This window comes from Mesorhizobium sp. B283B1A (assembly GCF_020165735.1).
GTDB lineage: Bacteria > Pseudomonadota > Alphaproteobacteria > Rhizobiales > Rhizobiaceae > Mesorhizobium > Mesorhizobium opportunistum.
In genome coordinates this window covers 1-13,371 of sequence record NZ_JAIUIQ010000018.1, presented here as the reverse complement: position 1 = coordinate 13,371, position 13,371 = coordinate 1, and the positions used below count along the sequence as shown (strand labels likewise).

The window sequence follows — 13,371 nt, the reverse complement described above, 5'->3', positions numbered from 1 at the left end:
GACTGACTTAGGTGGGAAAGGCTGAAACCACTATGGCAGCATTGGCCGATTCCGGACCGACACCTAGTTAAAGCCAAAATTTCGTCGCCATATGATGAGCTGTGGAATATTCACTGCTCTTTTCGATGGATAGAGTCGTCCAGTAGTTGTCGTAAGCCTCTCGATCGATATCTTTTGACGAAAACCGGTCAAGAATCTCGGCATATGCACGGTCAAGCGTTTGGCTCGCCGGGTCGAGATTCGTGATGGAAACGAGCCCTGTCGGCGGGCAGCCGAACATGGTTATGGACAAATCGGGACGATAACTCCGAAGCACGGGAATGACTTTCCACACATCTCCTGTCCACCATTGTGCAAAGCGCGATTTGGCCAGCAGAGGGTCCGAGGGGTCTCTAACGGTCATAAAAAACCCCGGGGGAAGACAGTCATGGAGAAGGATGATCGAATTTTTGCGGCAATGCTTTTCTGTGTTCATGAAATCACGAAGCAGAAATTCGAAAAGATGCATCCCGTCGAGGAACGCAAGATCGATCGGCGCGCCGAATAATTGAGAGGTGTTGTGAGAGGCGAAAAAGTCGTCGCTAGATTGCTGAAATAGCATACAACTTGGTTTCCTACCCACCACGTCGCCATCGATTCTGAAATAGGGGTCGACTGCCACGCTAGCGGCGTTTGCCAGTCTAAGTGTGTCGCCGTTAAGAGTGCCAATCTCGAAGTAGGTCTTTGGTTTTAGGCTTAGATGGAGAGTGTTGATAAACGCGGAATAACTCTCACCGCAAATAGCAGCGGAGTGATCCGCGTCATCGGACGTACTTATATCCTCGTTATTCAACCTAATCTCTTTCTACCCCGTAATTGTCAGCGCTGAAATCTTAGCCAGGTACCCTACCTGCAAACCCCTGGACCGACAAGGCTAGGCGCTGGCTGAGCAGACACACAGCTGGACGTTCTCGGCGGCATACGGTCAGCCCGCTTCCAGAACGTTCAAACCCCCAACCAAAAATCGCGCATTTGGTCTCTGGATAATTGCATCATATGCGGCTTACTGTCGAGGGCGGTCGAAGGCTTGGACACTCATCGTTCCAGCACAGCTTACCAAGCCAACCGCACCGGCTTGGGAACTCAAAACATTGCGCTTGGAGCCAGCACCAAAATGCACAGCCTAGCCATCCTATCGCCGCGGCTCTTCACCGCGCATGGGACAGCCCTCTACATTGAGCCAGGTTCCCGCGAACTTCGTCATGACAAGCGCGGGGACGGGCATGGTTGCGCCAGGGTCGTCCTCGAAGGCAGACACGGTCGAATTGTTGTGTATGACGGTCCGAACGCGTTCGACCCAATAGCCTGCCAAACAACCCACTGTCGCGCAATCGACCGCACTGGAAGCCAGCCGATAGACCCAACCATGTTTGAGATCGTGCGACTCGACAATGGCTGGGTTGCTCTCAAGTCGGGCGACGCCTATTTGACGGCTCTGCCTGACGGGCATGTCACTCTGACGCAAACAACCTGCAGCAGCTGGGAATCGTTCATTCTCGCCGATCCAGTTCCCCCGCAAGAATACAATTATGATACCTTAGCTGCTTCGGGTCATACTCTCAGCATTAGCTGTATTGAAACCAGAGGCAGAAAATACATTGATCGAGCCGCAAGGGCTGTTGAACGGACCGCGGCGCTTCTTCGAACTGATATTGTATATTGGTTCAGCAACTCGTCGTTCCCATTCTCAATTCCTGGAACAGAAATCAGGCACATTCGAGTTGCCGTATTCGCCGATTTTATCGAGGACATTAATAACATATGCCTACGACTAATGCCCAATCTCGTAGAAACTGACTTCAATCTTATCGTACAAGATCACGCCTTTGCAGTTAACCCGCAGGCTTGGGATCCCCTTTTTCTGAACTACGATTACATCGGCGCTCCGTTCTGTGGACTATGGAGCGGGGGGCCTTATTGGTGTGGACCAATCATTGGGAATGGCGGCTTTTCGTTGCGGAGCAGGAAACTTTACGACGCCCTTCTCAAGGAGCAACTTACTTGGAATATAGAGGATTGGATACCTTACGAAGACAGGCTACGACTCTTTGCATATTATGTGACAAACCAGAAGGGGCAAAAATGCCTTGGCGAGGACATAGTAATTTCGATTGCAGCCAGAAAGTTATTGGAAACTCGCTACGGAGTAAGATTTTGTCCACCGGAATTGGCCGGAAAGTTTAGCTTGTTTGAAGATCATCCGTTCACGAATTATTGGTTAGGCAGGAGTTTTGGGTTTCACGGCGAACAAGTTGCCGAGAAGTATGGCATAGTACTATGAAACCCGGCAGCAAGTCATGCTCTCTTGGTATCATCGTCCGTCGCGCTGTGAGTTGGTCTAGGCCGACCTTGCTCCCTCGATCAATTCGATCCAATCACCAATTGCGTATTGCCAATCGAAACTCCTAGCGGCCTGTTGTATGGCACGACACTTGTCGACGTAGGCGGTCGGGTTCTCTTTATAGTACCGTAAGGTGGCAGAGGTGAAGGCTCGGAATTTTTCAGCCTCGATTGGCGCAAGAATCCCGCCCCCCTGGTACGCCTTTATCGGGAAGTGACCCACCGGCGTGCCTATCACGAGCCTTCCGGCAGCAGCCCCCTCCATGACCGACAACGGACCGGATTCATTCACGGAGCTTGACACCACAGCATCGACACTTCGATAGAAATTCGGCATATCGTGAAATGAAATCTGATTTGCAGTCGAACCTGCCACCTTGAATGCCAAGCCGGCCTCACGCGCCGCCGCCTCTGCGAGGTCGCCACGTTTCCACTCGACGCCGAAAGTCCTTACAGACATCGATGTGGCGTAGCCAACTGTCGCCAACCTTTCCGGCAAGGCGCTGAAAAAAGTCTCATAGTCAATTCCGAGCGATGCTACCTGTGGCGCTCGAGGTATACCGAGCATAATCGATGCCGAATATACCGATTCACCGACGACCCCATAACCGGCAAAGCTGTCGAAAACGCCCGGCCCCTTCTGTTCGATGAGCATACGGATATCGAACTCATGGTGCGATATCGCGATTATCTTATCGAAGGGAATTCGATATCGGTCGACCAAAGTCGATACGCCATCGAGCGCAGTTAGGTACAAATCGTAATAATCTCGAACGCTATCGAAGTAGGTACCGTTATCCTGCTGCCAATCGATTATATCAACGACAAAGCCCCTGTCATTAAGCTGGCATGCGACATCATAATAGACCCTGCCGTGTGACCATTTGGTATATCCGTATATCAACAGCTTGGCGCAGTTTGGCCGCCTGTTCGACTTTGCTCTTAGAACAGGATGAACAATGTGGTTTTGGATTCTGGACTTATCGTATTCATTCTCCGCAGTACGCCACGCGCCTTTCAGTCCAGAACTGACTTCGGTGCACCAATTTTCTGAAGCGATGAACAACTCCCAGGTACTGCAAACAGGTGCCCTGAGCATCATCTGTCCGTCTGGTATAGCCGACAGAAAAAGCCCACCGGATTTTAGCGTCAGCAGACCACGTTCGAGTGGGATCAGCTCGAGCGTTGTTGAACCAGATGGTCGGTTCTCGTGTTGCGACTGGGAGGCGGATAGACAGATATCAAGATAACAATCGATGGGTTCTGACGAGCCGCTAGCAGCATGAACCAAGCGCCCCGGCCGAAAGTGTCGTGGCATATTTTCGTCTGGTTCGAACAGCAAGTTGGCCGGGCTGCTCTCTGTCGGACCATGGCGTAGTTGGCCTGATGCCGTATCGACAAAAAGCACGGTGCCGAACGCCGTGAACAATTGGGCAGGTTTGAGCAAATCATCGTTCATGCGCCAGCCCGTAATTCTTCCTTCCGCCGAATGAAGAAATCGAGGTTGTCCTTGAGCCGCTGGTTCCGCGTATCCAGTTCAAGCGCTGCTCGTCCCCACTCCACCGCCCGGTCCATGGCATTGAGGCGCCACGACGCGATCGCACCGAGATCATACAGTCGAAAGCCCCAGCAGTTCGCGTCGTCCAGATAGCTTCCGGTGCGGTGCGTCTTCTCGATCCCATTGGTGGCCGCCCAGAACAGGTTCAACCAGTCTGCCCTGCCGTGGAATTCCTCGGCCAGGTCGAGCCAGATCTCGCGACGGTGCGGCGCTTCCATCCTGGCCTTGTCCAGCCAGGTCAATCTCTCCTGCCGCTGCATGCGGGCGATGTAACGCATCGCCTCGGATCGTTCTTCCGCCCATTTGCTTGTCGGCAATGCAAGGTAGCGCTCAAGCAACGGAACGGCTCGCTCATGTTGATTGGCCCACATCAAGTCCCGTCCGAGCCAGAAGCAGATCTGAGAATCGCCGGGGTCTTCCCTGTGCGCCACCTCCATTAGCGGCAGGTAGCTGCTCCTCGTCGGCTTGGCGAGATCCTGTACCTCAACCATGACGATGTCGCTGCTGCTCGCGGCGACTTCCGTTTCTCCACTGAAAACCAGAGCTTCGTGGACCGGCCGTCTGAAGCGATATCGCCAGCGATGGTGAAAGTTTTTCGCGGGCCAGCTTCGCAGCGGTGCCGGATCATCGACGCTCGATCTGTACACAGTCTGACAATAAAGGGCGGTCGTCTCGGGGGCCCAGACAGCCTCGAGCTTTGGCCGCCAGCCGGGCTCGAGGAACCGGTCCATGTCCATCGTGCAGCACACATCGACGTCGGGCGGGATCAGCGCCATCGCGGCGTTGCGGGCGTCGTCGAAACGCCATGGGCGAACCGCTATTCTATACACGGTAACGCCTGCCGCGGTCAGCCGCTCCACCGTGTCGTCGGTGCTGCCAGTGTCGGCCACAATTCTATAGTCGGCATCGACGGCCGAATTGGCCCAGCGCTCCGCGTTTGCGGCTTCGTTCAAGGCGATGGTGTAGACGGCTATTTTCACTCGAGGCCTTCCATAGGATCTACGCTCGAAAGGAATAGGTTCGGTAGATAAAACGTATTGGCCTGGCGATATATGGATTGGTATCAATCATGGTGAGAATTGATTTCATTTCGTCATAGGGATCAATACCGATCGAGCGAAGATACGAGTAAAACGCCCCCGTCTCGTGATTACTAACCTGGGTATGCCGCATCAGAAATTCGTCGACAATCCCCGCTGTCCAGCGGTCCGCCAGATGATGACCCCAATATAAATCGAGTCCCCATCCTGATATTGATAGGTCAAAGGAAGGGAGCATCTCCTTCAGGAAAGCGCGCCTGAAGAACGGGGCCATGACCTCGACCCAATTCGTGGTCCGCAGCCTGAGACCGGGGTGCTCGCGCGTCAGCCCCATCGCGTCGATACAATCCGGGGTCAAGGCGGGTTGAGCGAGATCAAGCGAATACTCATTGCAAACGGCAAAGAACGCGTCTGGATTGAAAAGAATTTCTATATCGTCATCAAGGAATAAAACTCCCTCATAGTCGTTATGAAGGCCTGTAGCCTCGAAGAACCGTTTAGCGCCATGCATTTTTGATCGGCCGCCCGCAAAAACAATTTCGGCCCTCTTTCGAAGGATATCATCCGGGTGCGGCGTGGCGTAATAATTTATGGCTAGGTCGTACTCGCGCTCCTCGTGTGGAATCTCAGAAAAAAAGGAAGGGCGGCGCTTTGACCCGGCGCGTATCAGAACCAGATATCGCCTCGGGTCGCGCGGGACTGACAACAGCTGAATATCGTTCGAATTCTCAAACATTGAACCGACGGTTCTTGCTCTGATTGTTATCGAGTATCCACAGTTCCTGCGCCCTTGCGAATGGCCACCAAGCCGCCCAGCAGCTTCGCCCGATTCAACTCATAATGGCTGTCGAAGAACAGAATTTCTGCGAACTGACCGGCAAGCGCACTCACACCCAGCGGATCGACCGAGCGGGCCGTGCCGTGGTCCTTGATTTCGCGCAGCAGGGTCTTGGTCAGCGTGACTTTGCCGAGATCCTCGCCGGGCGGCTGCCAGTCGAGGTCTTCGAGAAAATACCAGCCGCCTTCGGCAAGCAGCGGGAAAAAAGCGCTCAGCGTCAACTGTTCGTCGAACGAAGCGTGGCTGCCGTCGTCGATGATCACGTCGAGCGATCCCGCTTCGAGCTTTGCAGCGACGGCACGCAGATCGCCCAGCTTGGATTGGTCGCCAATGAACGACTTGAACCGTTCAGTGTTGAGCTGCGAAAAATCCGTCAGGTCGACACCGATCACCTGACAGAACGGAAAATAGCTCTGCCACAGCGAGACGGATGGGGTTTCGGTCTGGTTGCCCTCGGCCAAACCACGGCACAGGCCGATCTCCATCAGACGCTTCATGGACAAGCGGCGGGGTGACAGCAGGCGATCGTAGATCCTCGCGTAGCAGTGGCGGTTGCCGGTGTGTCTGTTCTTGTCGGTGTTGAAGCGGTCAGCGAGACTGGTGAAGGTTGGGAAGCTGTCGAGCGGGTTGATGAGGAACGAGATCAGCGGCGCCCCTTCGCCGCCCGGCCGGGCCTCGTTGCGCGCCGTCCACAGGTGGATGCCGTACACCCGCTCATCGTTCAGATAGTCGACCAATTCCGCTATCGGCTTCTCGAACCGGTCGATCTCATTCCAATCGATGGTGTTGAAGAACATTGGGCTGAACAACCATTCTCGCAGTTCGGCCCCGGCGTCGGAGGCAATATAGTCGGACAAAAGCTTGGGGCCGATGTCTCCGAATTCCTTGCCGTGCGCTGCGTGAAAGCGCTCGATCGACAACTCGTAAAGGACCCTGAGATGCCGGCTGTAGGGCTTGGCATAGATGACGTTGCCGCAGATGAAATGGCCTTTGTGCGATCCGTGCCATTGCAGATTGAAAAAATGGTCGCCGCGAAACGGGAACGGCCGCAGCATGACGACGTCGGAATCCATCCATAGCCCGCCATGCTCATAGAGCAGGGCGTAGCGGAAGATATCGCTGAAATACCTGATCTCGGAGCCGGCAACGATCCGCTCGAACAAGGCCCGCGGCATGACATCATCGGCATTGCGGACTTCGACGCCATGCGGGACGAGGAACCCGAGCTTCTCCGGTGCGTAGCTCCACACCCGTACCGGATGGCCTGCTGCCCGCATCGACGTCGTGGCCGCAATCAGGGTACGATGCTCGGCCTTGTCGGACATCACCTGGTAGAAGCAGTTGATCTGCGCAAGTGCGGTGTCGTCGCTGCCAAGGAAGGGAGAAATCCGTGCGTCGAACTGGCGCGATCCTTCCCGTCGTTCCAGCGGAGAATCGACATCGCGCAGAAACGGCGCGAGCTCATGAAAGATCTCGTCTGTCGATTTCATGCCGCCGGCGCCGACTTCCTTGCCTCCCGGCAACGCCTGTCTTGCGTCACCCATGGCTCCGTCGTCGGCCCGGTCAGCCTTTATCATCGTTTTCGTTGGCGGAGCGCCAGATCCAAAGGCCGGCGTCAGGCTGGAAGTTGTATCGGCCGCGCCCGATGGCAGACTACCCACATCCTCCAGCAGCGACCTCACCTCCGCCTCGTCGACAGTCGCGAGCCAGGACTCGCTGTCGGTCACGCTGTAGGAAATCAGCAAACGACTTTCATCGGGGTGCCACGCCAGCCCGGCAGCGAATTCAACGCCCTTTTTGTCGAAGAAGAACGGACGACTTACCTTTCGCAAGGTTTCGGCATCGTCGAACCAGACGAACCGATGCAGGTAGTAACGCCGCTTTTCCGCGGTCCGCCATTGCACCTCATGTATCAATGCGAGCCAACCACCGGCGAATGTGATGAGCTGGCTTCCCCCTCTGAACCGCGGGGCTGCAATCGCGGGAGATGTCTCGCCCAGAGTCGCACCTCGTTCATCCACGATCCGGGTGGGATCGCAGAAGTAGATGAACTGCAGCGTCTCTGCCCCTCCCGTGCCGGGCTTGACTTGCGGCATCCAGTTCTTCTCGTGTACCCGAGGTCCTGCCGGATGCAGCACGCGCCAGTCGGTCAGCCGACACGTACCACTCTCGTCGATGCGCGCGATGACCTGCTCGCACCAACCCTCCTGTGTCAGCTCGCGCACGCAAGAGACGCCCCACAGCGCATCCTGCCAGGTGAACAGGCGCATGTCCTCAAATCCGAGAACCCGGTCGTTGGCGGGCTCCGGCATATCAACCGGCGGCAAAATCTCGCTTGCGGACTGGATGGCGAGTTCATCGCTCAATCGCAGCAGGAAATTCCGCGTGTGGACCGGAGCTCCGCCCGGCGTGTGGTATTGCAGGTTGTCTTCGGCCAGGGTGTAGTTCACCGTCCGCTGCAAGAACACGATCTGGTCCCCCAATCGCGCCACCGACGGATTTGATGACCGATAGCCATCGGGCGCTGTGAAGCCGACCGGACGGGCCCCGAAGGACGGCATCATTGTCTTAGCGGGCTGCGCGTAGAAGAACAGGTTGGACCACGCTAATTCCTTGGGGCCGTCGCCGATGGTCCGGTTCAGTGCCAGCCAGTTGCAGGCCGCGAAGCCGCGGTCCTTGCGCACCGGATCGCGCGAATAGTTTGCGGCTATCGCAAACTCCTCGATCATGCCTGTCGTATAGACATAATCCTCGATAAACAGGATGTCCTGTTCAGGTCGTTTGATAGCCAGCCCTGCTTCCGAAAACAGCACGCTGGCGTGGTTCATCCCCTTCTCGCGATAGAACTGTGCCAGGTCGTAGAGCGGCTCGGCGCGTTGCGGGCGTTGATTGCAGGCGACGAGCGCCTGGCTTATGAAGCCTGCCTCGTCGCCGAGCTTGCGCAGGCAGCGCGCTTCCTGCAGGCGAGCGTTCCACGCCTCCTCGTCCCAACCGCCCATCGCGGCACGTTTGGCGTAGGCCACCGCGGCCTCCGCTGTCCGCCCGGCGTCGCGGTAGGATTGCGCCAAGTAGAACCAGTAGCGCCGATTTTCCGGATCCTTCTCAAGGGCCTCCAGCAAAAGCCTGGCATCTCGTTCGAATTTGTCCACCCGGTTCGAGCCGCTGGCGTGGTCCTTGTACCAGGCGCCACGCAGTTCTTGAACGCCACCCGGCACGTCGAGATATTCGTGGGTTACACCGTGATAGCGTGCACCGGCATCGCGCCTGGCAAGGCGCGTGTTCCAATAGGCGAGGCCGGAATCCGAGCGCTGCAGCAATCGGCAGCCCGGCCCGTCGAGTCCCTTGCGGAAGTTCGTATCCTCGACCACCAGCTCCATGTCGGCGTCGTCGAACAGCAGATAGTCATAAGCGAGCGGCGAGGCATAGGCGTGATCGAGCGCGGCGTTGCGCGCCTGCTCGAAATTGTGAAATGGAAATTCGTGCAGCTCGCCTGGCAGGTTACGGGCGGCGAAAAACGATTTGATGAAACCCTGGGTTCCGTCGGTCGACCCGGTATCGCCGATGACCCAGCAGTCGATATGCTCGGCGACAGCCCCGAGACAGCGCTGAAGGTTCGCCATCTCGTTCTTGACGATCATGTTGAGGCAGAGGCGCTTTCCGCTTGTCATATGCTGACTGTCTGCTCCCCGGATGACCGCCGGCTGAGGCGGTCGCATTTGTGCCGTGGTGCCCTCTGTGACAGCGGATTTGTCCGACCTTCATGCTCCATGCACGTTCCCCAGCCTCGGCCACTTGCATGACCTCTGTGTGCAAAGGACAGGTCGTCCCCCTCCTTTGCAACGCGACCCTGGCCCCAGCCATTGTTAGCCAGCGCTGCCCGGCGCCGCAAGGGTCTCACCATCCCGCTGAACCACCCGTCGCCAACAAGCGTTCCCTTCGGCTCGATCGCTCACGCGCCGAATCCGCTGCGATATCGAGCTTCAGCCGCGAACAAAGCGGGCGCCTGTAAGCATTGGATTTCTCGATGCATTTGGCCCGCAAACGCCATCCGGATGTCGACTAGAGGAAGTTGCTTGTCCGGCCGAAGTTAATAAATTGTTAACTTGGTTATTTACAACTTGCTAATTTTAGATTTTAGTAATGTCTAATTTATTGAGAGGGCAGCGGCGGAGCGGGCAGAGGGCCTGCCGGTCCGCGCAATCTGCGAAGCCAGGAGAGTATCTGGAGCATGTCGCTTGGTGCATGAGGGCGCCGAGCGTGTGTCGTGCGTGAGAAGATGTTTGTTGTCTTGAGCTCGAGGCCAGCGTTTTTTCCAACCCGATATTCCCTCGCAATCGTCGGTTCCCTCGCAAGTCGTCGTCGAGAAATCGCGATATGCGTGATGGGAGTTGGCTGTGGTTGGAGTGATACCGCGCACGAAACGATGCGGCCGCGACGCAGGCTTCCGATTCGATCGGCCTCAGAATTATCGGCACCTGGCCGCCAGCCATCGTTCTCCGGCAATTGATGAGCAATTCTTAGCGGATGCACCCGGTGTGCTCCCGGGCACCCGCGGACTCCGCACTCACCTCAGCGAAGACAATTGGCGCATGGTTCGATCGAGCGGAACGAAATGGCCGTCTAACCTTGCTTGCCCTGCCTCTTATTACGCCGATGCGCGCACCGCCGACAGCTGTGGCTTCCGCGAACGCCAGCGCTCCGCGGCTATTGAAACTTAAGTTTACGACACGAGAGAAGCAGCGGCGCAGCAGGCGCCCACGAGGAGAACAACGATGAGTTACATAGCAGGGTTTGCTGTCATGGAAGTCGCGGTGAGAGGCGTTTTGCCCATCGGCGACACGACCGAAAATGTACCTTATTTTATCGTCGACACGGCCAAGAACACCATCGTCGGCCAGGTCATTCTGCCCAAGGCCGTCAAGCGAAGCCTCGCCGTCGCTGTCACCGTCAAGGTTCCGGCCGCGGCCGGCTCATTGGCGATTGGCACGTTTGACGATGACGGGACTTTCCAGGCCTGCAGCTTCCTCCGCGTAGAGAGCTCCACTGTTGCACGTCCCGACGGTGCCGTCGGGCCGTCTGGACGATGACTGCGCCCAAGCTCCTTCTCCTGACCGCTCGCCGGCCAAGCCGATGGGCGGTTTTCCCTTGAACTGAATTCGAAGCCAACAGGAGCCAGTCATGGCCCGCGCCTCTGAAATTCTTTTTGTCGACCCTTCGATCTCCGACCTCCAGACCGTTCTTGGCAATTTGCGCCCCGAAGTCCAGGCAATTGTGCTGGATGGCCGCCGACCGACGGCACGGCAGATTGCCGCCGCGCTCTCGCGGCACGAAGGGCTCGACGCGGTGCACGTCTTGGCGCATGGCGCGCCTGGCCGGGTTAGTTTGACCGCGGGAGAATGGTCGGTCGCCACACTGAAGGAAGAGGCTGAGGACCTTGCCGCAATCGGCAGGGCGCTTGCCGCGGACGGCGAACTGCGGCTGTGGAGCTGCGAGACGGCATCGGGGAATGTTGGCGAGGCCTTCGTAGCGGCTTTGGAGCGGGCAGTCGGGGCGGACGTCCGCGCATCGAGGTCGTTGGTCGGGGCGGCAGCCCTGGGCGGCGCCTGGGAATTATCCGCACCGGCTAGAGCCTCCGCGCCTTTGCCGCCGCTGACTTCGCATGGTGTGGCAAGTTACACCGGGGTGCTTACAGCAGGCGATCTGACACTTACCGGTACTGTAGATACTGGATCGAGTAACAATATCAACACGTACTATCTGATTGATACAAACGGTACCGGACCTACAACCGATGATACGGTTGTAGGTAGCTTTCAGTTGCCATCTGCTGCCAATGCTGCGGCTCCGAAATTCTCGGTAACCGTAACAGTTCCCGTGGTTGGAGATACCTATCTCATCTATGACTCAGGCTTCCGACTATACGGCACACTTACGTATGTCGCCGACGCTGACCCCAACACGGTGGGCGACCAACCGGGTTATAGCTTTGCTACCCAGCCCATCAACAACATTGGCGCCGCGGGCAACGACGGCGATCATTTTACAGGTGGCCTCATAACCCTCGCCAGTGCTGGCGCTGCGGGAGCGACAGGCCCTGCGGGCCCAACCGGCGCCACGGGTGCGACTGGTGCCACAGGCTCGACCGGAGCAACGGGAGCGACGGGAGCCACAGGCTCTACGGGCGCCAGCGGCTCATCGGGTGCGACCGGCTCTACCGGTGCAACAGGTGCGACGGGTTCGACTGGCGCAAGCGGCTCGACTGGAGCAACAGGTTCGACTGGCGCGAGCGGCTCAACGGGCGCGACTGGCGCCACGGGTGCAACCGGCTCGACAGGAGCCACTGGCTCGACTGGTGCAACGGGTGATACCGGCGCCACAGGGTCTACTGGCGCTACCGGAGCCACAGGTGCGACCGGAGCAACGGGCGCGACTGGAGCAACCGGCTCGACCGGAGCTACGGGCTCTACGGGTGCGAGTGGTTCAACGGGACCGACTGGCGCGACCGGTGCGACTGGCGCCACGGGTGCCACGGGCTCTGCTGGTGCAACCGGCTCGACCGGAGCCACTGGCAATACTGGAGCGACTGGCTCGACCGGTGCAACGGGTGATACCGGAGCGACCGGATCGACCGGTGCAACGGGTGATACCGGCGCCACAGGGTCTACTGGCACTACCGGAGCCACAGGTGCGACTGGAGCAACCGGCTCGACCGGTGCCACTGGCTCTACCGGAGCCACTGGATCGACTGGGTCAACGGGCGCGACCGGCTCTACCGGTGCAACTGGCGACACCGGGGCAACCGGTGCGACTGGATCGACCGGAGCAACGGGTTCGACCGGTGCTACAGGCTCGACCGGAGCCACAGGTGCTACGGGCTCGACCGGAGCCACAGGTGCTACGGGCTCGACCGGTGCAACAGGCTCAACCGGGGCAACTGGCTCGACAGGTGCAACAGGTTCGACCGGCGCCACTGGTTCTACCGGTGCGACTGGCTCGACCGGGGCCACGGGCTCGACTGGAGCAACGGGTTCGACCGGTGCTACAGGCTCGACCGGAGCTACAGGTGCTACGGGCTCGACCGGGGCAACTGGCTCGACGGGAGCGACTGGTGCAACCGGAGCAACCGGTTCGACGGGAGCGACTGGCTCGACGGGAGCGACTGGTTCGACCGGTGCAACCGGCTCGACCGGAGCAACCGGTTCGACGGGAGCGACTGGCTCGACGGGAGCGACTGGCTCGACCGGAGCAACCGGTTCGACCGGAGCGACTGGTTCCACCGGTGCAACCGGTTCGACCGGAGCGACTGGCTCGACCGGAGCGACTGGTTCCACCGGTGCAACCGGCTCGACCGGAGCGACTGGCTCGACCGGAGCGACTGGTTCCACCGGTGCAACCGGCTCGACTGGAGCAACCGGTTCGACCGGAGCGACTGGCTCGACCGGAGCAACCGGCTCGACAGGCTCGACCGGCGCGACCGGCGCGACCGGTGCCACTGGTGCCACTGGTGCTACAGGCTCGACCGGAGCGACCGGCTCGACCGGAGCAACCGGCTCGAC

Annotated in this window: 8 protein-coding genes; 3 read left to right on the top strand and 5 right to left on the bottom strand. The window is 58.3% G+C overall.

Annotated elements, in window-relative coordinates; all coding sequences use genetic code 11:
* Nucleotides 1-67: 67 nt before the first annotated feature.
* A complete protein-coding gene (locus LB577_RS16995) occupies nt 68-832 on the bottom strand; it encodes a class I SAM-dependent methyltransferase (protein ID WP_224687571.1) in 765 nt (254 codons plus the stop codon).
* A 573-nt stretch (nt 833-1,405) separates the two neighbouring features.
* Between LB577_RS16995 and LB577_RS16990 the strand changes: the two genes are divergently transcribed.
* A complete protein-coding gene (locus LB577_RS16990) occupies nt 1,406-2,320 on the top strand; it encodes a DUF5672 family protein (protein WP_224687570.1) in 915 nt (304 codons plus the stop codon).
* A gap of 57 nt (nt 2,321-2,377) precedes the next feature.
* Here the strand turns inward: LB577_RS16990 and LB577_RS16985 are convergent, their stop codons facing one another.
* From LB577_RS16985 to LB577_RS16970, 4 genes are read right to left on the bottom strand one after another with little or no spacing between them, the layout of a single operon-like run.
* Nucleotides 2,378-3,838, bottom strand: coding sequence for a glycosyltransferase (locus LB577_RS16985; protein ID WP_224687569.1), 1,461 nt, complete (start codon nt 3,836-3,838; stop codon nt 2,378-2,380).
* Nucleotides 3,835-4,917 (bottom strand): glycosyltransferase, encoded by a 1,083-nt coding sequence (locus LB577_RS16980; protein WP_224687568.1) that lies wholly within the window; start codon nt 4,915-4,917, stop codon nt 3,835-3,837. The genes LB577_RS16985 and LB577_RS16980 overlap by 4 nt, the downstream gene beginning before the upstream one ends.
* Nucleotides 4,918-4,936: 19 nt before the next feature.
* A complete protein-coding gene (locus tag LB577_RS16975; RefSeq protein WP_224687567.1) occupies nt 4,937-5,713 on the bottom strand; it encodes a DUF707 domain-containing protein in 777 nt (258 codons plus the stop codon).
* A 26-nt stretch (nt 5,714-5,739) separates the two neighbouring features.
* The gene (locus tag LB577_RS16970) at nt 5,740-9,483 is read right to left on the bottom strand and encodes a glycosyltransferase (RefSeq protein ID WP_224687566.1); all 3,744 of its coding nucleotides are present in this window, start codon (nt 9,481-9,483) and stop codon (nt 5,740-5,742) included.
* A gap of 1,131 nt (nt 9,484-10,614) precedes the next feature.
* Here LB577_RS16970 and LB577_RS16965 point away from each other — a divergent pair.
* Nucleotides 10,615-10,902, top strand: coding sequence for a hypothetical protein (locus LB577_RS16965; RefSeq protein ID WP_224687565.1), 288 nt, complete (start codon nt 10,615-10,617; stop codon nt 10,900-10,902).
* A 91-nt stretch (nt 10,903-10,993) separates the two neighbouring features.
* Nucleotides 10,994-13,371, top strand: a 2,378-nt coding sequence (locus LB577_RS33125) for a DUF4347 domain-containing protein (protein ID WP_263496130.1), incomplete at its 3' end; no start/stop codon positions are given.